We start from the raw sequence: 20,802 nt of genomic DNA, 5'->3' as shown, positions 1-20,802 counted from the left end.
CTGGAGATTTTTTTATGTTTTGTCCATGAAAATATAATATATAATTACATAAATAGTAAATTATACAATTAATATTTGTGTGTTAGCTTCGATGCAACGCTAGTGCGCATTTTCCAGCTAATTAAATCCGCGGCAGGGGATGAAGTTACTAAATAGATATGAATAAATAGCGCTGATAGTAACTCAATGAGTAGCTATTTAAATTGGTTGTAAACCCATATGTGGAACCTTGTCGAATACTGTCATGTGATTTATTAACAATAAAAGTCACATAATGACAGCAGCTTTCGAGTACATTTTTACTAGTTAATAGGTAATCTATTAAAAAGGAGTAGATTCATAGAAACCCTGCCGCCTGTCCACCGCCAGCTAAATGATTCCAACCCAATAAAGTAAGGTTCACTAAAACGAAACACTAAGGAGGACTAATTAATGACACTTCATGAAAAGCTTGTGATTTATGCAATAGTCGTATTAGTTATTGGCTTTATGTTGGTTCTGTTTATGGACGTTGTAAGAAGGGGATATGAAAAGGTTCACTCTTTGGATATTGAAACCAATCCATCTTTGAAAAATGAAAAAATCACTATATTAGTAGAAGAATCTCAAACCCGGTTACAAGCCCAATCAACAACACAATCACAAACACAAGCTCAAAAGGTACCGGATCATGATCCAACGCTCGTTTACCCGTTCTATGTCGATTGCAGTCAAGATCTTGTCAAGAACCATTGATCTTTGATCTTCAGTCCATTGATCTAATGGTCTTCAGTCCATTGATCTAATGATCTTCAATCCATTGATTCTAATGATCTTCGGTCCATTGATCTAATGATCTTCAGTCCATTGATCTAATGATCTTCAATCCATTGATCTAATGATCTTCGGTCCATTATCCATTGAGATCGCAGATTCCTCGAAATAAATGGCTTCGAATACAGAGATTCCTTTTTAGCAATAATTTAGGATACAATAGGAGGGATGATTTAAAGAAGAATGGAGATGAAAGTATGGAAGCAGCAAAGTACATAGCTTATTTCAGTTCCTATGCGGGTAAAGAGTCGCCGGGTATTTATATTTATCATTTTGACGAAGAAAAAGAGGAGCTGTCCTTCATAGAGTTCGTGTCGGGCTTGAAGGACCCATCGTTCATGAAACTAAGCCCCAAGCATGAGACTCTTTATGCATTCTCTCAAGCTGAAGGGGAGACGGTTAAGTCGGCAGCGGTCGCTTACCGGATTGAAGCGGGTACAGGCAAGCTTAACTTATTGGGGCAGCAGTTCACTGCAGACAAGAGCTCAACTCATATCAATACAGATCACGCCGAGCAATTCCTCATGCTGGTCAGCTATTCAGGTGGCACACTTTCTCTGCTGCCGCTTAGTAAAGACGGCCAAATTGGCGAATTATGTGATCAGGTGAAGCATGAAGGCAGCAGCATTATGCCTAAGCGCCAGGAAAGCGCACATCCGCACTCGATTTACACTGATCCGTCCGATCAATTCGTAGTTGTTCCCGATCTTGGCTTAGATAAAATCATGGTATACCGATTGGATCGAGCAGAAGGTAAGCTGATCCCGCATGATGAGGTTCACCTGACACCTGGATCAGGGCCGCGGCATATGACGTTTCATCCGACATTGGACTATGCCTACGTCATTCAGGAGCTCAGCTCAACCTTGACGGTGCTATCCTATGATCGTCAAGCAGGCAAGCTGGAGCCGGTGCAAATCGTCAATACGCTTCCGGAGCAATATGATGGCTCCGATAACAGCTGCGCTGAAGTGCAAGTATCGCCATGCGGCTCCTTTTTATACGGCTCCAATCGGGGACATGATAGCATTGTAGTATTTTCAATCGATCCGCAAACGGGTATGCTGACGCTGGTAGATCATACCTCTACGCTGGGCAGTCATCCGCGTCATTTCAGCCTGACTCCAAGCGGCCGTTATTTGTTCGCAGCCAATAAGGATTCCGATTCGGTACAGCTATTTAAGGTCGACCTGGCGAGCGGTAAGCTGACCTCAACCGGCCAACATATTTCAATATCGCAGCCAACATGCGTGCGGTTCTATCCTATGTCGTCTCAAGCGTAAATTAGCTTCTTTGAATAAAAGGCGGTTTCAGACCCGAGCTGGGCTGAACCGCTTTTTTTGCTTTTTTTTATAGCCAACCCATCTATGTAATTGTTTGCTTTGCGGCTGTAGCATTAAGTTGATTGTTTGCAGTAACCGCACACCTTGCTGTATAATGAACCCGAACTGTCGGTAGATCCGAATGGTTTGTTTTTGTCTTGCTTGAAATTGTAAAGAATTTAGTCAACGCCTACAAGAAGGGAAAGTCGCCCGATGCCTAAATTTTTAATGCGCCTCTTTAGCTTTACCTTTATTCTTGCGACGATCCCTGTCATTTCCATAGGAATTATTTCATATTTTATATCCTCTAATGATATAGAAGAGAAAGTGAAGGAAGGGAATATGCAGGTATTGCTGCAGACGCAAATGCGTGTGGAGCAAGTATTGAAGACGCTGGAGTTGACTTCGCTGCAATATATCAATTCACCGCAGGTCATTAATTCTCTGAATGCAAATTTGACTTCGGATGATTTTACAGAGGTACGGAGCTTATCAACGGGCTTGTACAATTTGCAAACCTTTACAAGTGTTCGTGAAGCTTATTTGGTTAATATACAGAAGGACTGGATGATCAGCTTTTCTACTTTTGGAAAATATAGCGCATTTGCTGAGCGTGATACGTTTGCGGCTTATGCTAAGAAGCCTAACACCAGCTTATTCTGGGACACCGGTGCACGGAAAAATGATAAAGCGGTTGATTCTGCTGCTGCTGCGGAGGAATCATTCACACTTCCAGCTATCCGTATGGTTTACAAAATTCCTGTCGTTCCTACTTTAAGCCAGCCTAAGGCGCTGCTGGTCGTTGAGATATTAAATAATCAAGTAAGCAGCCTGCTTTCTAACAATAAGAAGCTTGGAGACGTGTTTGTTCTTGATCGAGATGGAAATAATTTCCTTTCGGATCAAAATGAGTCTGAAAATAATCGGGCCATCCACGAACTTGTTCTTCAAAAGGTTCATGCAACCCAAGATGAATTCGGATTTTTTAATACGAAGGTTAATGGTACGGAGCTCGGAGTCTCTTACCGTTCCTCTCCGTATAATGGTTGGATCTATGTTTCTTCCGTATCCATTGAAGACATTACGCAGCAATCCAAGAAAATAGCTTGGATTACATTTATCGTTTGTACGATTTTGTTCGCTTTAATTGCTCTGTTCGCTTTCTATGGCAGCAGAAAAATGTATTCTCCTATAAAACGATTATCCGAGTTTACGAAAGGAATTCATACGGAAGGACAAGACCCCAGAGATGAATTTGTTTCATTAGAAGAGCGTTTCCGAACTATGTTTAGTACAGAGAAGCAGCTGCAGCAGCAGGTTAGCGGCCAGTTTTCACAGCTGAAGGAATTTTTTGTGCTCAAGCTTTTTACCGGGCAGCTGTCTGATAATGATTTCGCTTACCGTTCACAAATGTACGGTTTTCCAACTGAATGGAAAAGACTTGGAGTTCTGACCCTACAGATCGATTCGTTGGATGAAACCCGCTATGAGGAGCATGACAGGGAGCTCCTGCTGTTTGCCATCAATAATATCGTAGGTGAGCTCGTTCCGCAGAATAAACGGTTTAGTCCTGTTTTGCTGGAGCTATCACAAGTAACATTAATGACCAGCGACTTGGAAAATGAAGATGAATTAAAAACCTATTTCTATCAAACAGCGGAACTTATTAAGAATAAGGTTGACGAATTTTTGCAGCTTCCGGTTAGCATAGGGATTAGTCGGCCATTCTATAAAGTAACGGAAGCCGTGAATGGTTACGGAGAGTGCCTGGAGGCGCTTAAATGCAGAATGAGCTTGGGTCATACTATTATTGTCCATTACGAGGATATTGATGCGGGCAAGCAGCCTATGGAAGTTACCGTGTACACTCAGCTGAAGCTGCTCGAGGATCAGTTGGTTAATGCCTTGAAGCTGGGCGATGTGCAGCGTGTTGACGAGGTTTTTGATAAATATATTACGGCTATTGTAAGTAAGGACATCCACTTTAATGAATATCCGGTACTGATGATGCAGCTCATTTCAAAAGCATTTCAGCTTGTTCAGGAGCAAGGTGGAGCCGTTAAAAAAGTGCTTGGAGATAAAGCTTCGATCGAGCACTTCCTGAAGCTGAACACGCTGGAGGATATTATCAAATGGTTTAAGAACATCCTCTTCGAACCGATTCTCGCTTTCTTGAACCAACAGGCCGAATCGCAATATTTAAATATTGCAACTCAGATGGTGAGGCTTGTTCATGAAAGATACGACCAGGAAATATCGCTCGAGGCCTGTGCTTCGATCCTTAACTTCCATCCGGTGTACTTAAGCCGGGTGTTCAAGAAGGAGATGGGGATCAACTTCAGTGAATATTTGGCGGAATATCGGATGAATATGGCGAAGACATGGCTTGAGAATACAAGCTGGAAAATCTCCGAAATTGCCGAGAAGCTGAGCTATACAAATACGACGGCATTTATCCGAACCTTTAGGAAAATTGTCGGAGTGACGCCAGGGCAGTACAGGGAGCAATACAATAGAGACCAATGATAGGATAGAGTGAAGATCCGGGCGATAGCTGCCCGGATCTTTTTTTTCATGGTCGGGGCAGTAGAGATGGGTTAACTGGAATTTCTGGAGCTAATTTTTCCACTTCATCGTTTATATAGATTTAACTGGAATAGCTCCATCTAATAAAGCGCTATTGGAGGAAAAACACCAAAAATGTTGGTAATAACAGGACGCTTTCCTGTTATTTAGGCGATTCATTTGCATATGCTTTTATTAACTTGAGGATTTCCCGCTAATTTAGGGGACCTAGCATGGCTCTCATGTTCACTATTGCCAACTGATATTGAAGCATAGCTATTTATACCTGATCAAGCTAAATTTATGATCCTAACGATGCGGCTGCGGTAAGTACAACACTTCAAAAGACAATGTAGATTGTCATCCAAAGCTTCAGTTACCGGGCTTTGCCCCGAATGAAACCCCTATTGATGCATCCAGAGGCGCGCCTGTAATAAGCAAAACCGATAATAAGAAGCCAAGGCCGATGATACCGCACTTTTTTCAGAGACGGGACGGGGTGGTTCCTCTGCGCTCATTTTTTGGATTTATATCTGCATATGCTGATTTTTCAAGGAAGAATGAGGTTAAATAAAGTCGATTCAAGGTTGAAATTCGACTATTGGCGCGCTTAAACCCCTTAATATGGCTTTAAAACGCGATGAAACCTAAGTGAAAATACTGTATTACAACAAGTTTAATTAAGGCGATAGCCTGTTCTGAGTTAAGGTGTGATAATAAAGTTAAATCAGACAACAAAGCATGTTGGGAGGACAGTTTATGAGTTTACTAGTGAACAATACAAATGCAAAAGTAAAGGTTAAACAACGCAGCCCTTTAATGAAAGATTTGATCAGAGACAGATGGATGTACTTTATGTTACTGCCGGGGGTGCTGTTTTTTATCATATTTAGATACGTCCCTATGTACGGTTTGATCATTGCTTTCCAGGATTACAAACCACATTTAGGTATGATGGACAGTCCTTTTGTAGGCTTAAAACACTTTACCCGCTTTTTCAGCGAGCCGCAGTTTTTTGAGTTGTTCCGAAATACAGCATTGCTTGCGGTTTACAACCTAGCTTTCTTTTTCCCACTTCCCATTGTATTGTCCTTGATGATGAATGAGGTTAGAAGAGAGAGATTCAAGCGTTTTGTACAAACATTGGTTTATGTTCCCCATTTCGTGTCCTGGGTTGTTGTAGTAGGTGTTTTCTATATGTTGCTTACTACTGAGGGCGGTATTCTTAATGAATTGCTCTTCGTTATTACTGGTGAAAAAATCGCATTTCTATTGGAGCCAGAATGGTTCAGAACTATGATAGTTACTCAATCGATTTGGAAAGAGGTAGGTTGGGGCACGATTATTTTCCTGGCTGCTTTATCCGGTGTTGATCTGCAATTGTATGAAGCTGCACGGATGGACGGAGCTAACCGTTGGAGACAGATGTGGCATATTACACTTCCTGCTATCCGAAGCACTATTGTTATTTTGCTAATACTTCGTTTGGGTTCTTTCTTGGATTCAGGGTTCGAGCATATCTTCCTGATGCTGACTCCGACTAACCGTGAGGTTGGGGAAGTGTTCGATACTTACGTGTATGTAAAAGGTTTGACGCAGTCGCAGTTCAGCTACAGCGCCGCGGTTGGTTTGTTTAAGTCAGTCGTTGGATTAGCTCTTGTTATGGGCGCTAACTGGCTTGCCAAAAAATTCGGTGAAGAAGGCGTCTACTAAGCCTGGATATTGAAAAAGTCCCCTTTTGATCACGAAGTAACCAAGTAACACTTACAATGCCAGTTTCGCAAAAGCGAAACTCTAAGGAGGATAAAACGCATGAATCACGATAACACATTAGGCAATAAAATTTTCGACGGCGTTAACTATACAGTGCTTACACTTGTAAGTCTTATCACTATACTTCCATTTATTTATATTCTTGCAGTTTCTTTCACAAGCCCGCATGAGGTAGCCAAGGGTGGATTCATTTTATTCCCCAAAGAGTTCTCCTTGTCCGCATATAAATATATTTTCTCAACGAACACACTTATTAAAAGCTTAGGCGTTTCGATTTACATCACAGTGGTGGGAACAGCGATTAATTTGTTGTTAACCTCACTTATGGCTTATCCATTAGCTCGCAAAACATTGCGTGGGCGTCAAACGATCATGATGGCTGTTTTATTCACAATGTTGTTTAGCGGCGGACTGATTCCAACTTATTTCGTTGTAAAAGCAATGGGACTAACGAATACGTTGTGGTCGCTGATGATTCCTAATGCTATCAGTGCGTTTAACCTGATTGTTTTGAAAAACTTTTTCCAACAAATCCCTGATGGGCTGGAGGATTCGGCTCGAATCGATGGCTGCAGCGACGTAGGTGTGTTGTTCCGTATCGTTCTTCCTTTGTCACTCCCGGCTATGGCTACATTCGGTCTGTTCTATGCGGTAACTCACTGGAATCAATTTTTTAACGCCATTATGTACATTAACGACAACAACAAATGGCCGGTGCAGGTATTGCTTCGTGAGATCGTAATTCTGGCGCAAAGTCGAATCGGTGACACAGGCTTCGAGGAAGCGGAGATTCAACCGTTAACCATTCGTATGGCGGTTATCGTGTTTGCAACAATTCCAATTATGCTGGTGTATCCGTTCTTGCAGAAGCATTTTGCCAAAGGAGTTATGCTAGGCTCGGTTAAAGGCTGATCTCTTTAAGCTGGGGGGACTCAGGAATGAATTTGAAGTCAAGGATGGCGATGGGGTGCGCAGCTTTCGTTGCAGTGGCATCCCTTGCCGCTTGCGGCGGCGGGTCTTTAGCTCAACAAACCAAGGTTTCAGTAAAGGACAGCAGCTCTCCAATGAGGCTCTCCATTGCTTTACCTCAAGTTGGTGATATTCCAGATAAAGGAAATGAGATCGAGCAGCTCATCGAGAACTACACGCATACCAAACTTGATTTTCAATGGATTCCGAACGCAGCTTACACCGATAAAATCAATGTAATCATTGCCTCCAATGAGATGCCTAAGCTATTAAGAGCAGAGAATACTCCGGCTATTGTCGGGGCCATTCAGACGGGTTTGTTTTGGGAGCTGGGACCTTTTTTGAAGGATTACAAAAATCTCAGCGCCCAAAACGCCCAATATTATGACAACGTATCCGTTAATGGAAAAATATACGGCATACCCAATTTTCGAGAGATGGGCCGCGCTGCATTCATTTACCGGAAGGACTGGATGGACAACTTGGGATTGCAGCAGCCCAAAACTATAGATGAATGGTATGAAGTACTCAAAGCGTTGACACTGAATGACCCTGATAGAAATGGCAAAAACGATACGTTCGGCATGGTCTTGTACAAAAAGTACAATGAAGGACAAGCCTCTCTAGCCACACGGTTGGCTGTTAGTCTGGGAGCGCCCAATAAATGGTCAATTGAAAATGGGAGCTTCGTACCCGAATTCATGTCCAAAGAATATGGTGAAATGCTGAAGCTGTTCAGAAGGCTGTATAATGAGAAGCTGATCAATCAGGATTTTGCTGTGTTCGACCAATCGGAAGCTGAGAAGCTGTACGACTCCGGTCGGGTAGGCATTCGCGTAGCTGTTGCACAAAATGCTAAGAGCCAGCAGGATCGCTTATCCAAGACGGATCCGAGGTCCATCGTTGAAGTAGAGCCGATGCGAGGGGCACAAGGTATCCGTGTCGCCGGTGAAACGGGAAATAACGGATTCTATGTTATTCCCAAATCCTCCGTTAAAACCGAGGAGGAATTAAGGAAGGTGCTTACCTTCCTGGATCAAATGATGGACCCTCCTATGGCTACGCTTCTTCTTAGAGGGGTTGAGAACAAGCACTTTGTGAAAACCGGGGATAAAACGGAGTATATCAATTTTACAGCCTTCCAAAGAGAAGTGAAGCCCTATCGTGATAATTTGCCGCAAATCGAGGGCTATAATGTAGCTGAGTTGAAGGATACGCCGCTGGGTGAGAAAAGTCAAAAAATTGCTGTGGATAATTTCCGGTATTTGGTTCCTAATCCAGCGCTAAATTTACTGTCACAGACTTATTCCGAGCAAGGCAAAAACCTGGAGCAGATCATTTGGGACGCTCAAACGAAATACATTATGGGTAAAATTGATGAAGCCGGCTGGAAGGCTGAAATCGACAAATGGATGCAGGCTGGCGGTTCCAAAGTGATGCAAGAGTATAAGGCCGATTACGAAAAAACGAAAAATAAATAATCAAACAAATGCAGAGGTGGAATCTAACATGAAGAAAAGATATGCTGTATGCGGAGTAAGTAACAGAGCAATGGGGATGTTTATCGGACCTATGCTGAAAACTTTTAACAATCACACTGAAGTAGTAGGGTTGCTCGATATTGATCCAAAGCGCCATGATATCTGTAAGGAGAAGTTTCCGCAGCTCGCCGATGTTCAACAATACGGAGCTAATGATTTTGACCGCATGGTTGCGGAAACGAAACCAGATGTCATTATCGTAACAGGCCGTGATGATACTCATGCTGGCTACATTATCAGTGCGTTGGAGCATGATCTGGATGTACTTACAGAAAAGCCAATGGCTACGACCGGAGCCGATTGCCGCAGAATTATGGATGCCGAAGCTAAAAGCAAAGGTAAAGTAACCGTTACTTTCAATTATCGCTATGCGCCGATTCATACCAAGATCAAGGAAATGGTTCTGGAAGGCAAGCTGGGCCGCATTACATCCGTTGATTTGAACTGGTATATTGATACTTATCATGGAGCAAGCTACTTTAAGCGTTGGAACCGCGTTCGTGAAGTTTCCGGCGGTCTGTCCATTCATAAAAGCTCTCACCACTTTGATTTGGTAAACTGGTGGATCGGGCAAAAGCCTGTTGAAGCATTTGCTTTTGGCGCACTGAACTATTACGGTCCCGAGGGTGAATTAAACCCTAAGAAAGAGGACGGCCGCTATTGCAGCACCTGTGAAGTGAAGCAGGATTGCAATTACTATACACGCTGGTCTACCCGCAGCAGAGATATGAACATCAAGGATGACCACTTGGGAGCATTGGGCAATATGAGACCGACAGAGGCCTATAGCAACTACCGACCGGATGCCTGTATTTACGACTCTGAGATCAATATCGAGGATACGTACACAGCTACAGTTCGGTATGATCAAGGAGCATTGCTTAGCTATTCCGTTAACTTCTCAGTTCCTTATGAGGGCTATCGTCTAGCTATTAACGGAACCAAAGGCAGATTGGAAACGACGGAATTCCATATGCCAGCAAGAGTACCTTTCCCTACTCCTGTGCAAACCATCGATTACTTCCCGATGTTCGGCTCGAAGGAAACGATTCATGTTGTCCATCGTGAAGGCGGACACGGCGGCGGCGATCCGGTATTGCTGGAGGATCTATTCCTTGGACCTGATCCGAAGAGACCTTACACGATCCTGTCCGGCAGTGAGGACGGTGCGGATTCTATCGGAACCGGCGAAGCGGTCTGGCGTTCAGTTAAGGAGAAAAGAGCTGTGCGGATAGACGAGGTTTTATCCGGCAAGCTTGAATTAATAAAAAGCTAACCTAAATATATAAATGGTAGAGCTTCATGCGTACAGCATGAGGCTCTTTTTTCAACCAGAATTCCAAATAGTTTCCCGGGAAATATCGACATTCTTCATTCATTAAGTAACATAAGAGAGGGGAATTCCTTAGTGAATATGTATCTAACTAACATATAGGTAAGTAACTTTCACTTAAGAAACGATCTTTTATTTTGCCGATGAAAGGGGTACCATTAACAATAAATTAATAAACGTATCGGAGTGGTCAGCATGGAACCATGGAAACGTACGATGTGGATATTATTTGTAGGTGTGCTTCTTTGCAGTTCGAGCTATACGATGTCGGTGCCCTTTCTTCCTTTGTTTCTGTTGGATCTCGGTGTGGACCAAGGAAGCGTCAATCTGTGGGCGGGGATCGTGTATTCCTCGGCTTTTTTAATTGGCGCTATTATGGCGCCGTTCTGGGGCTCACTAGCTGACCGTTATGGGAAGCGGAAGATGGTTATTCGCGCAGGGTTGAGCATTGCGGTCATCTACGCTTTGTTCTCGATTGTACAGAGCCCTTGGCAGCTTGTTGGCGCAAGGCTTCTTCACGGCTTTGTCGGCGGCTTCGTCCCAGCCTCGATGGCTATCGTAGCTTCGAAAACCCCGGAACAGCATATGGGCTGGAGCCTGGGCATGATGCAGGCTGGGACGATGTCCGGCGGCATCTTAGGTCCGCTATTCGGCGGTGTTCTGGCGGAGTGGTTCGGATTTAGGATGTCCTTTGTCGTAGCCGCCTGTATCATCTTTATGGCATCTATGGCTGTCATTTTCTGGGTGGATGAAGGGAAGACCGCTTCTACAGCGACTAATGCGAGAGTTGGAGTGCTGCAGACGTGGAAGGAAGCGGGACGAAACCGGACACTTTTGCTTATGCTGCTCCTACTGTTTGTTTTTCAGCTGTCCATTAATATGATCCAGCCGTTTCTTACGTTACACATAGCGGCTCTTCAAGGTAAGCTTCAGGGTGCGGTGCTAACCTCGGGCATAATATTTTCCATTATCGGTATAGCCGGCATTGTCGCTTCTCCCTTTTGGGGAAGAATAGGTCAGAAGTATAGCTATACCATCATCCTCAGTATTTGTCTGCTTATCGCTGGCTGTGTAGGCTCTACCCAATATTTTGTGCAGCAGCTGTGGTTATTTACGGTAGTGCAGTTTATATTCGGATTTTTCATGGCTGGGGTCACGCCCTCTATCAATACAATGGTTATTAATAATACGGATGCCGGATTCCGTGGACGCTCATTCGGCTTGACCACAAGCGCCAATCAATTTGGTGCTATGGCGGGACCGTTGATAGGAGGCGTGCTGGGAATTGGACTTAACATCCATTGGATTTTTGTCGTAACAGGGATGATTCTGATAGGAACGGGTACGGTTGTGTACTTAGGCTCAAAGCGCGCCAAGCAAAAAGCTGAACAGTTGGGAGCGAGCGCACATTGATGAAATGGGTGACTTTTTTATTAGAGTTTATACGGTTCATCATCATTTTTGCATTAGGTCTAATGGTATTAGGTGAACTGGAGAGAGTCTTGTATCAATCGCTGGGAATCCAAATGGGTGGGAGCCTGTGGTGGATGCCTGGACTCGCTAATGTGCTGCTTATATTTATCGCTTACCACAATTGGTTGCAATTCTCAGGCTGGTTTAAAAGTCCGGTTAATCGTAAATTAACGAAGCGAACAACGTTGGCGTTAGTCTGCATAGCTCTGCTTCTGCTTATTTTTCCTTTTTTTATATAAGAAAGGATTGCCCGCATATCACCTATGAGGTATTATTCTATAATATGGAAAAATGGCCAAGTGCAGGGTGATTGAAATAAGGGAAGGTGAACGGATGAGTCTTATTGAAGTGCAGAATTTAAACAAAACATTCCGGCAAGCGGTTAAAGCTCCCGGGTTGTTAGGTGCGGTTAAACACATGTTTACTCAGCAATACAGGGAGAAGCAGGCGGTAAACGGCATTAATCTGAGTATTGAGGCCGGGGAAGCCGTAGCATATGTAGGGCCCAATGGAGCCGGCAAATCCACTACGATCAAGATGCTTTCAGGCATTTTGGTTCCGACATCCGGTAGTGTAATGGTTGATGGAGTGGTTCCGCATAAACAAAGAACGGACAATGCACGCAAAATCGGCGCTGTATTCGGCCAACGGACACAATTGTGGTTTGATCTCCCGATCATAGAATCCTTTGCGCTGCTCAAAGATATTTACGAAATTCCGGAAGCGGTTTACCGGTTCAATATGGGCCGTTTTACAGAGCTGCTGTCGCTAGATGAATTTCTGCATCTACCTACCCGCAAGCTGTCCTTAGGGCAACGGATGAGAGCGGATTTAGCTGCTGCTCTGCTGCACGACCCTCAAATTGTTTATTTGGATGAACCGACAATCGGCTTGGATATTGCAGTAAAGGTGAAGATTCGTGAGTTTATTAAGCAGATAAACCGTGAGCATGGAACGACGATTATTTTAACGACTCATGATTTGGAAGACATTGAGGATATTTGCCGCAGACTTGTTATTATCGATCAGGGAAGGATCATCTATGATGGGAGTCTGCAGGCTGTCAAGGATGCCTTTGCTCGAGAGAGGACGATTCACTTCCAGTTGAGTGAGCCGCTATCCGGCAATAGACACATATTAACCGATTGGCCAGGGGCTTTCGTAGAACAGAAGGAGGGGCAGCATATTGCGATTCGATTTGACCGGTTTGAGGTATCGGCAAGTGAGGTAGTAAGCCGTGTTATGCGATTGGGTGAAGTCATTGACTTCCGCATAGATGAACCGAAAATCGAGCAAGTGATTCGCAGAGTTTACGAGGGCGAGCTTGTATTGACGGATACGGAGCCACCGAAAGCGATGGTGGCGAATGATTAGAAAATATGTGACATTAGCTCAAATATCCATGCAAAACAGCATTGCGTATCGCAGTTCCTTCATCATCAATATTGTAGGAAGTCTTCTTCTGCTTGTATCCATGATGTATCTATGGAAGGCGATTTACGCGGAGAGAACCGAAGTAGGCGGTTTTACTTGGGAAGCTATGAAAGCGTATTTATTGATAACCTTTATTTCGAATTCAGTCCTGTCCTATACTTCAGAAGGCCGCATTGCCGGAAAAATCCGCGACGGCAGCGTCTCCTTGGATTTGCTTAAGCCGTTGGATTTTCAAAAAGCACGCTTCGCCGAAACATTGGGGACGAGCTTATTCGAAGGAACGGTGACCATTCTGCTGACGGTCTCGGTGCTCGCCTTTTTCTCAGGAGTACAGATGCCTGCAGGCTTTACGGCTTGGTTATTATTTGCAATAAGCTTACTTGCCGCGCTGCTTGTAAAATTCGGTGTGGTCTATCTCGCCGGTTTATGCTGCTTTTGGACGGATAGCTACTACGGCATCTCACTTGCGCGAGCAGCAATCACCAACCTGCTCTCGGGAGCATTGGCTCCATTGGCGTTTTTTCCGGATTGGTTGAAATCGCTTTGTCTGCTGCTTCCGTTTCAAGGTATCGTTCACATTCCAGCTTCGATCTATTTGGGACAGGCATCTTCATTCGAAGCTGTTCGTATGGTCGCCGTCCAACTGATATGGGGCATAGTGCTATGGTTGCTTGGTAAACTGCTGTGGAGCATAGCGGTCAAAAAAGTGACGATACATGGTGGATAAAGGAGAGAAATTAGAGCAGGAAAGAGGTGGCCAATGAAGAGGAAGATAAGTCGAGCTATGTATTTATATATTCGGCTGATGAGCCAGCAATTGAAAGCCATATTGGAATATCAGGCGGATTTCTTGCTTCTGGTTATTGCAGCGGGGCTAACGCAAGCTATGGGACTTATTTTTATATGGGTCATCTATCAGAAAATACCTCAAATCCACGGTTGGGATTTTTGGGAAGTTATTTTTATTTATGCGATCATCAATTTTACTACAGGCGTTTCCCAGTTCTTTTTTGAAGGGACATGGCGCATTGGATTTCTGGTTAACTCAGGGGAATTGGATCGAATGCTGCTCCGCCCCATATCGCCTGTACTTCAGGTGCTTGGCGGTGCTGTCGGAATGAACGGTTTAGGAAACATGGCGGTCGGAGGTATCATGCTGGTAAATGCGCTTCGTTATGTTCATATCGATTGGACTTGGGATAAGGCGCTCATGGGATTTGTATTGTTTGTCTCAGCTATGGTTACGCGTACCGCAATTAACCTAATCTCCAATTCACTTGCTTTTTGGACACATGCCCCTAGTAACGCATTGCCGATGATGGTCAGCAGCTTAGCCGAGTTTGCCAAATTTCCAATAACGATCTATTCATTCGGCGTACAGCTATTTTTCTCGTTAATAATCCCGTATGCGTTTGTGAGCTTTTTTCCTGCGGCCTACTTGTTCGACAAGCAGAGCTGGGGCTGGATCGGACTGCTAACTCCGCTGGCTGCCATCTACTGTGTAGTTCTTGGCTTAGCGATATTTAGAAAAGGTTTGAGTCAATACGAAGGAGCGGGGAGCTGAAGGTGGCTCTTTATTGGGACAGGTTTTTAAAAGAGCTTACTATTGTCCTCGCTCTAAATGGAATATTGGAATAGGGTAAAGAATCAATCTCTGCTCGCTTCGTAAATTTTTTGAGCAAGCATCTTGGGCTCTGTTTTTGCTGTAGACATATGATCGCCATGTCCTTTAATAAGTCGGAATAAGCCTAGACGGCTGGACATATGCGGATGCCAGCCATATCCCCCGCCTTGGGGCAATGCGTTATCCACTGTGAGGTAGATATAGCTCTTTGGAATATTTAGACTATAAAATTTTTTGAGATCCAGTTTTTCTAAAAGAGGTTTTGCAGGTTCAGGAGAGATTTCACTGTACATTTGCTGAGCGAGCTCCAGGCTTGCCAAGTTAACAAATGCATCCCGGTACAGAGGAAATGGAAGCATGATGGTATTGTCCTTTGAGCTTTGAGTTAGGCTAACTATTGTCTCGCGAAACGGAGCCGGAAACTCATCTCCAAGACTCTCTCCGTCCTTCAGAACAAAGGCATTTAGGAATACTAGTCTTTTAAGTCGGTCCGGTACGAGTTCGGCAACCTTTTGAACTAATGTGCCTCCGAAACTGTGCCCAAGTAAAATGACGTTACTCAAATTTTTCGAAATCATGTAGTCGGCAATCGATTTTGTGATCATGGCGTGTGATACATTCTTGTTAGGGTCGGCGCCATGTCCCGGATACTCGGGTGTATAGACGGTGTGGCCTTTTTTACGCAATTCATTAGCTATTCCGTTCCAGAAGCTGGAGTCTGCCCATGAACCATGGATAAGAACAAAGGTAAGCGGCTGCTGCCGATCCCAATAATCCTCTTGATTCCTGGAAGCCGCGGGAGCAACCGGAGGAGTGGGAATAGCAGGTTGACCGGCTGGATAATAGCTCGGATCCCAACGCATCCCGGGAAGAGGGGCTGGAATGAAGTAATAAGGCCATGGATAAGCAGGATAAGCTTGCCGTTCGGTAATAGGGAGATAATGAGTGTTATTCAATCCGGTAGTGTTTTGTCGCATGTTCACGTTCCTTTTAAATTAGATTAGATACATCACTATATGCCCAATGATTGTTTTGGTTAAAGCGGATAAATTAAGGAGTGTTGCTGCGCACCTGGCCAAAGGCCGGGTTTTTCGTATGGAGAAAGTTGTGAAAGCAAACTAACGGCAGAGGTTAACGTAACTTTTAGGGGGATTATTTACTTACGCACGGCATAAGCTGTAACGTACAGGCTGAGGATGGTTAGTTTTATCGGATGCCTGGAACTCGGCAGATGCTTGCGAAGTAAGTTTTGCAATAGCAAAACTCTTAGAAGGAGCCACAGACATGATTGTGCTTAGACGAAGGTGGAGAAGCAGGCCCACAGGTACCAAGAAGCTCAAGCGTAATGCTGTGTTGATTGTTTTCATCGTGCTTTTGTTTGTCATACAATCTTTTGTATATCTGGAGAAAAATTTGAAGCCGCCACTGATGAATTTGGCAAAAGTTCGTGTGAAGCAGATAGCAACCCAGTCCATCAACACGGCCATATCCGATAGGATTGCGAATTACACTAATTTTGAACGGTTGATCGATTGGCAAACCGACCGTAACGGGAAAGTTACAGGCTTCATGCTTAATTATGCGGAGCATATGAAAATTACAGCGGATACGATTAAAACAGTCCAAAATCAGCTGAACAGCCTGAAAACAATTCCCGAGCATATCCCTCTTGGGCAGGCGATGAACAGCTCGATTCTAGCCTCCTTTGGCCCCGATATTCCAATCCGGCTAGTACCGGCGGGGGCCGTTAAGGTCGATTTGGATACCCGTTATCAAAATGCGGGAATTAACATGATTCTAGTGGAGGTCTACATACGGATTACAGCGGAGGTATCTATCATCATTCCTTTGGATACCGTGCCAGAGGTTGTAGAAACCGAGGTGCCGATCTCTTATGCGCTTGTTGTTGGTGACGTTCCAACTTATTATTTTGATGGAAAAGGCAACCCTGCCGGAAATAGTCAGGCACTTCCACCGGGAGTTTCTCTGCCACAGATAAGTGCACCTAAGACACAAAATCAGGTCCCTCAGCATGATGATGGTCAGACCAAACAGGATAAGAAATGATTGCAAGTAATCACCCGCTCATCTCGAAAACTCATTGTACCGGCCGGGATGGCCACAGGAACAGGTTGCCGCGGCAGTCTGTTCCTTTATTCAGAGTGGCTTCCGAAATGTCGCAATAAAATAAATTTTATTTTGTAAAAAAAGGAAAAAAAGATGCTTTGGCGAATAGTTTTTACTCTTAAAGTTATTAGAAAGAAGGTTAAGCATGAGTGACTATGGTGCAGATTTATTTAAAGGTACCGCTTGGTACTACTCCAGATATCGACCTCTTTATCCTTCGTCGCTTATTCGGTTTCTTGTTAACAAATTTTCGCTTAATGGTGAAGGCCGGCTGCTTGATCTGGGATGTGGAACAGGGCAATTAGCTCTAAGATTTAATGATTGGTTTGAAGAAACAGTAGGTGTAGATACGGAGCCGGAGATGCTGGATGAAGCAAATCGCCTGTCCAATGCCAATAGGGTGGACGACGTTAGATGGTTACAAGGAAGAGCGGAAGAGTTAGCAGCTGAATGGGGTTCCTTTAGGCTCATTACAATTGCTAAGGCGTTTCATTGGATGGATAGAGAATCGATTCTTGAAATCCTGTATAACAGTACAGAAGAAAATGGCGGTATAGCTATTATTGATAATTTTAACAAAATACAGAAATCCTCAAATTGGAAGCTCAAAGTAAATGAAACAGTTAAACGGTGGCTTGGAGATGAAAGAAGAGCCGGTAACCGTACCTACACTCCTCCCAAAGAAAGATATGAGGATACCATAGCGAACTCTCGTTTTAAGGCTGTGGAAAGTCATGTGTTACCCTGTTACTCATACACGTGGACCATAGATTCAATTCTTGGAAATCTGTATTCCTCTTCATTTGCTTCTAAACGTCTTTTTGGCGATAACCTGGAACGGTTTGAGCATGATTTGAAATCAGCTTTATTGGACGTGGATTCTGCTGGAGTGTTTACTGAAGAGCTGGCGGTATCTGTTATTACGGCTATGAAAAAATAATGACTCTAAAGATCCGTCTAAGGAAAGGGGAACAGGTGAGTGAAGCGGATAGGTGAAGGTAGAACGGCAGAGATATTCGAGTATAGCCATGAGAAGGTGCTAAAGCTTTATCGTACCGGATTTCCAAAGGACGGGATCAAGTATGAATTTGAAATAACCAGACTTGTTGGTTCTCTTGGCATTGCTGCTCCCGAAGTTTATGAGCTGATAGAGTACGAGGAAAGGGTCGGAATTATATTTCGGTTTATAGAAGGGACGACTCTCATTCAAAAGATGGTCGAGAGTCCTGCCCAGTTACATTATTTTTCTAAATTGCTGGCTGAAATGCATTTCCAAATCCATAAAAATGAATTAAATTCAAATAATTTAGGCATGCATTTCCGCAAACAAAAAGAAGTGCTGGCACAAAACATTCATAATGCTTCTGAGCTTTCGAAGGATGAAAAGATTGCTATTACGAGATACCTGGAGAAGCTGCCGGACGGGAGATGTCTCTGTCATGGCGATTTTCACCCCGATAACGCAATGATCGGAGAGCAGAATTGGATCATCGATTGGATGACCGGAATGATTGGCAATCCCGCAGGGGATGTTGCGCGCACAATGCTCTTATTCCGTTTTGGTACACTGCCAGAGGGCATACCTAGTCACGTAATGGAAGCTTTGCGTCTCATGAGAAAGAGCATGGGGGATGGATATATAGAGCAGTACCTCGCTTATTCTGATCTTCATTTCGAGGATATCGATCGGTGGACATTGCCTATTGCTGCGGCCAGATTAGTAGAATGGATTCCAGCGGAAGAGAAGAATGTGTTGCTTGCGTTAGTTAGAGAACGTTTAAAACAAGTATCTCAAGATCTTTAAGCAACTCTCTTAACGGAAATGTTAGCTTAACAAGCAAGCGAAGCGAAGATGAGGCTACCGGAATGTATCGGCAGCCTCAACAGAGTTACTCAGCAGCTTCATGCTCCCGCCGGTATCGCTTATTTCCCTTTCGACATCAAAGCTAAAGCTTGCTTTATAGTGGCTTTTCGTTCAAATCCATGATGTGTGTGACACGATTCCTGCCATTTGCTTTGGATGCATATAGAGCTTGGTCGGCATTCTTCAGTATACTTGTATCTGAATCCTTCGGAGTAATTGTGGCAATGCCAATACTCACCGTTAGGCTGCCAATGATTTCCCAAGCAGAACTGGCGATGGTCTGCCGTAAATTTTCGGCCAGTATCTTTGATTCAGGTACATCCATGTTAGGCAAGATCAGCACAAATTCCTCTCCGCCATATCTGGCCGCAATATCCACTTTACGGGAATGAGATTTTAAGATGCCGGCCAGCTTCTCTAGTACATAATCACCGATCTGATGCCCATAGGTATCATTTACCTTTTTGAAGTGATCGATATCCAGAATGAAGAGAGAGAAAGGCTGTCCAGTCTTGCTGTACAAGGCCATCTGCTCTTCCAGCTTCTCTTGAAAAAACCTTCTATTTTTCAAGCCTGTGAGCTTATCGGTGGTAGATAATTCTACTAGCAAGGTATTCATCTCTATCAGTTCGGCTTGCTTCTTTTCAATTTCCATATGAATTTGCTGCAGCTTCTCAAGTGCTTGTTCTTTTTCCCAATAAGCCTCTTCTATTTGCTTTTTCGCAGACCGCAGCTCAAGCTCATAATCAATCCGATTCCCCATCTGCATCAATATACAGTCGATAATCTCTACACCTTCACTTATTAAGCGTTTTCCATTCAAGAGATAAGGGATGGACTGTCCGCTGCTATCCTTCAAATTGATGAATAACTCCTCCACCTGACCATTCAAATTGATAAAAGGGTAAAAGTAAGAGTGAAAAATGAGTTTATTCGCGATGGTCATTATAGATTCCAAATGCTTGTGCACCAAATCAGCTTGTGTATATCCCATCTTATCGAGGAAGGTTTGATTTACATCCATAATTATGCCTTCATGTGTAATGGACATATACCCGCATGGCGCATATTTCAATCGCTCATCCATTGTCTAATATCCTTTCAATACAGGTTGATTGGGTCAATTACATTGAAGATATTCCTTAATCAAAGAGATGGTTTCCTCCGGATGGCTAATATGTGGATAATGACCTTTGGCCTCCATCAATCGAAACGTACTATTTTGCAAATGGCGGTGTAAATATTCTCCAACTTCCAGCGGTACAATACTATCATCCGAGCATTGCAAAATGAGCGTGGGAACCGTAGCTTTAGCTAAATCTTCCCTATGATCAGAGAAAAATGTAACTTCTGCAAATTCTCTGGCAATAACGGGGTCTGTCGATATAAAGCTTCGTTCCAGCTCTTTGGACAGCATTGGAAACTCAGGATTATTCATGGCTAAGGGAGCCATAAAGCTGGCCCATCCTGCGAAATTCATCTCCATCATGTCCAGCAGCTCCATAATGTCACTTTTCTCGAAGCCTCCAACATAGGTGCCAGCCTCATTCAAATAACACGGAGAAGGCCCGATCATAATCAGTTTATCAAAATATTCCGGCCGCTCGATGGATGCAAGCATCCCGATCATAGAACTGATAGAATGACCGATAAAAATAACATTTTTAAGATTACAGGATTCAATAATATCCAGCACATCCTGCATATAGCCTCGCAAGGTATGATATTTATCCTTCGTATATGCGTTTAAATCTGAGTTTCCTGAGCCGACATAATCAAACAGGATCACTCGAAACTTTTTCTCAAAAGAGGGTGTAATGAATTTCCACATGCTCTGGTCACACCCGAATCCATGCGCAAAAATGATTGTACGTTCTCCTTCGCCAATCGTTTTCACGTTATTCCGTACAGTAACGTCGTTCATCTTATTGGACTCCCTTATTATTCATATTCCCTTTATTCTG

Annotated in this window: 18 protein-coding genes; 15 read left to right on the top strand and 3 right to left on the bottom strand. The window is 43.8% G+C overall.

The genetic code is table 11. The annotated features are described in order from the left end of the window. Positions 1-432 precede the first annotated feature (432 nt). From ACFQ0C_RS20010 to ACFQ0C_RS19955, 12 genes are all read left to right on the top strand, one after another. Positions 433-735 carry a hypothetical protein gene (locus tag ACFQ0C_RS20010; protein WP_379368833.1) on the top strand — a complete coding sequence of 101 codons (303 nt, stop codon included), beginning with the start codon at positions 433-435 and terminating at the stop codon, positions 733-735. 275 nt (positions 736-1,010) lie between these two features. Next, positions 1,011-2,096: a lactonase family protein gene (locus tag ACFQ0C_RS20005; protein WP_379368830.1), complete on the top strand. Its 1,086-nt coding sequence runs from the start codon at positions 1,011-1,013 to the stop codon at positions 2,094-2,096. A 252-nt stretch (positions 2,097-2,348) separates the two neighbouring features. Then, positions 2,349-4,661: an AraC family transcriptional regulator gene (locus ACFQ0C_RS20000; protein ID WP_379368828.1), complete on the top strand. Its 2,313-nt coding sequence runs from the start codon at positions 2,349-2,351 to the stop codon at positions 4,659-4,661. An 858-nt stretch (positions 4,662-5,519) separates the two neighbouring features. Then, the gene (locus ACFQ0C_RS19995) at positions 5,520-6,413 is read left to right on the top strand and encodes an ABC transporter permease (RefSeq protein WP_379368857.1); all 894 of its coding nucleotides are present in this window, start codon (positions 5,520-5,522) and stop codon (positions 6,411-6,413) included. A gap of 99 nt (positions 6,414-6,512) precedes the next feature. Continuing rightward, on the top strand, positions 6,513-7,385 hold the full coding sequence (locus ACFQ0C_RS19990; RefSeq protein WP_258214677.1) for a carbohydrate ABC transporter permease: 873 nt from the start codon (positions 6,513-6,515) through the stop codon (positions 7,383-7,385). A 26-nt stretch (positions 7,386-7,411) separates the two neighbouring features. Beyond that, positions 7,412-8,923 (top strand): extracellular solute-binding protein, encoded by a 1,512-nt coding sequence (locus ACFQ0C_RS19985; RefSeq protein WP_379368824.1) that lies wholly within the window; start codon positions 7,412-7,414, stop codon positions 8,921-8,923. 28 nt (positions 8,924-8,951) lie between these two features. Further along, complete coding sequence (locus ACFQ0C_RS19980; RefSeq protein ID WP_379368822.1) at positions 8,952-10,259, top strand: Gfo/Idh/MocA family protein; 1,308 nt, start codon at positions 8,952-8,954, stop codon at positions 10,257-10,259. 252 nt (positions 10,260-10,511) lie between these two features. Beyond that, complete coding sequence (locus ACFQ0C_RS19975) at positions 10,512-11,729, top strand: MFS transporter (protein WP_379368820.1); 1,218 nt, start codon at positions 10,512-10,514, stop codon at positions 11,727-11,729. Then, positions 11,726-12,028, top strand: coding sequence for a hypothetical protein (locus ACFQ0C_RS19970; protein ID WP_379368818.1), 303 nt, complete (start codon positions 11,726-11,728; stop codon positions 12,026-12,028). The genes ACFQ0C_RS19975 and ACFQ0C_RS19970 overlap by 4 nt, the downstream gene beginning before the upstream one ends. A gap of 94 nt (positions 12,029-12,122) precedes the next feature. After that, complete coding sequence (locus ACFQ0C_RS19965) at positions 12,123-13,163, top strand: ABC transporter ATP-binding protein (protein WP_379368816.1); 1,041 nt, start codon at positions 12,123-12,125, stop codon at positions 13,161-13,163. Further along, positions 13,156-13,950, top strand: coding sequence for an ABC transporter permease (locus ACFQ0C_RS19960; RefSeq protein WP_379368814.1), 795 nt, complete (start codon positions 13,156-13,158; stop codon positions 13,948-13,950). Before ACFQ0C_RS19965 ends, ACFQ0C_RS19960 begins: the two co-directional genes overlap by 8 nt. A gap of 33 nt (positions 13,951-13,983) precedes the next feature. After that, positions 13,984-14,787, top strand: coding sequence for an ABC transporter permease (locus ACFQ0C_RS19955; RefSeq protein WP_379368812.1), 804 nt, complete (start codon positions 13,984-13,986; stop codon positions 14,785-14,787). Positions 14,788-14,870: 83 nt separating this feature from the next. On the opposite strand, the gene ACFQ0C_RS19950 is transcribed toward ACFQ0C_RS19955, so the two are convergent. Beyond that, on the bottom strand, positions 14,871-15,824 hold the full coding sequence (locus ACFQ0C_RS19950) for an alpha/beta fold hydrolase (RefSeq protein ID WP_379368810.1): 954 nt from the start codon (positions 15,822-15,824) through the stop codon (positions 14,871-14,873). A 307-nt stretch (positions 15,825-16,131) separates the two neighbouring features. Here ACFQ0C_RS19950 and yunB point away from each other — a divergent pair, with 307 nt between their 5' ends. The 3 genes from yunB to ACFQ0C_RS19935 all read left to right on the top strand — a co-directional run bounded on the left by yunB (position 16,132) and on the right by ACFQ0C_RS19935 (position 18,778). Beyond that, complete coding sequence (yunB, locus tag ACFQ0C_RS19945) at positions 16,132-16,914, top strand: sporulation protein YunB (RefSeq protein WP_379368808.1); 783 nt, start codon at positions 16,132-16,134, stop codon at positions 16,912-16,914. A gap of 205 nt (positions 16,915-17,119) precedes the next feature. After that, positions 17,120-17,914 carry a class I SAM-dependent methyltransferase gene (locus tag ACFQ0C_RS19940; RefSeq protein WP_379368806.1) on the top strand — a complete coding sequence of 265 codons (795 nt, stop codon included), beginning with the start codon at positions 17,120-17,122 and terminating at the stop codon, positions 17,912-17,914. A gap of 39 nt (positions 17,915-17,953) precedes the next feature. Then, on the top strand, positions 17,954-18,778 hold the full coding sequence (locus tag ACFQ0C_RS19935; protein WP_379368804.1) for a phosphotransferase family protein: 825 nt from the start codon (positions 17,954-17,956) through the stop codon (positions 18,776-18,778). A 154-nt stretch (positions 18,779-18,932) separates the two neighbouring features. Here ACFQ0C_RS19935 and ACFQ0C_RS19930 read toward each other — a convergent pair whose 3' ends face one another. Further along, positions 18,933-19,925 (bottom strand): sensor domain-containing diguanylate cyclase, encoded by a 993-nt coding sequence (locus tag ACFQ0C_RS19930; RefSeq protein WP_379368802.1) that lies wholly within the window; start codon positions 19,923-19,925, stop codon positions 18,933-18,935. 33 nt (positions 19,926-19,958) lie between these two features. Continuing rightward, positions 19,959-20,762: an alpha/beta fold hydrolase gene (locus ACFQ0C_RS19925; RefSeq protein ID WP_379368800.1), complete on the bottom strand. Its 804-nt coding sequence runs from the start codon at positions 20,760-20,762 to the stop codon at positions 19,959-19,961. Positions 20,763-20,802: the final 40 nt, after the last annotated feature.

It is taken from the genome of Paenibacillus sp. GCM10027630 (assembly GCF_042676305.1).
Classification (GTDB): Bacteria; Bacillota; Bacilli; order Paenibacillales; family NBRC-103111; genus Paenibacillus_S.
Note: the sequence above shows the minus strand (reverse complement) of the source record. Positions and strands in the feature narration are given on the sequence as shown.

What these genes read in the sequence shown, in the direction of transcription:
- ACFQ0C_RS20010 (WP_379368833.1), top strand. Translation starts at nt 433, where the DNA reads ATGACACTTCATGAAAAGCTTGTGATTTATGCAATAGTCGTATTAGTT.
- ACFQ0C_RS20005 (WP_379368830.1), top strand. Translation starts at nt 1,011, where the DNA reads ATGGAAGCAGCAAAGTACATAGCTTATTTCAGTTCCTATGCGGGTAAA.
- ACFQ0C_RS20000 (WP_379368828.1), top strand. Translation starts at nt 2,349, where the DNA reads ATGCCTAAATTTTTAATGCGCCTCTTTAGCTTTACCTTTATTCTTGCG.
- ACFQ0C_RS19995 (WP_379368857.1), top strand. Translation starts at nt 5,520, where the DNA reads ATGAAAGATTTGATCAGAGACAGATGGATGTACTTTATGTTACTGCCG.
- ACFQ0C_RS19990 (WP_258214677.1), top strand. Translation starts at nt 6,513, where the DNA reads ATGAATCACGATAACACATTAGGCAATAAAATTTTCGACGGCGTTAAC.
- ACFQ0C_RS19985 (WP_379368824.1), top strand. Translation starts at nt 7,412, where the DNA reads ATGAATTTGAAGTCAAGGATGGCGATGGGGTGCGCAGCTTTCGTTGCA.
- ACFQ0C_RS19980 (WP_379368822.1), top strand. Translation starts at nt 8,952, where the DNA reads ATGAAGAAAAGATATGCTGTATGCGGAGTAAGTAACAGAGCAATGGGG.
- ACFQ0C_RS19975 (WP_379368820.1), top strand. Translation starts at nt 10,512, where the DNA reads ATGGAACCATGGAAACGTACGATGTGGATATTATTTGTAGGTGTGCTT.
- ACFQ0C_RS19965 (WP_379368816.1), top strand. Translation starts at nt 12,123, where the DNA reads ATGAGTCTTATTGAAGTGCAGAATTTAAACAAAACATTCCGGCAAGCG.
- ACFQ0C_RS19960 (WP_379368814.1), top strand. Translation starts at nt 13,156, where the DNA reads ATGATTAGAAAATATGTGACATTAGCTCAAATATCCATGCAAAACAGC.
- ACFQ0C_RS19955 (WP_379368812.1), top strand. Translation starts at nt 13,984, where the DNA reads ATGAAGAGGAAGATAAGTCGAGCTATGTATTTATATATTCGGCTGATG.
- ACFQ0C_RS19950 (WP_379368810.1), bottom strand. Translation starts at nt 15,824, where the DNA reads ATGCGACAAAACACTACCGGATTGAATAACACTCATTATCTCCCTATT.
- yunB (WP_379368808.1), top strand. Translation starts at nt 16,132, where the DNA reads ATGATTGTGCTTAGACGAAGGTGGAGAAGCAGGCCCACAGGTACCAAG.
- ACFQ0C_RS19940 (WP_379368806.1), top strand. Translation starts at nt 17,120, where the DNA reads ATGAGTGACTATGGTGCAGATTTATTTAAAGGTACCGCTTGGTACTAC.
- ACFQ0C_RS19930 (WP_379368802.1), bottom strand. Translation starts at nt 19,925, where the DNA reads ATGGATGAGCGATTGAAATATGCGCCATGCGGGTATATGTCCATTACA.
- ACFQ0C_RS19925 (WP_379368800.1), bottom strand. Translation starts at nt 20,762, where the DNA reads ATGAACGACGTTACTGTACGGAATAACGTGAAAACGATTGGCGAAGGA.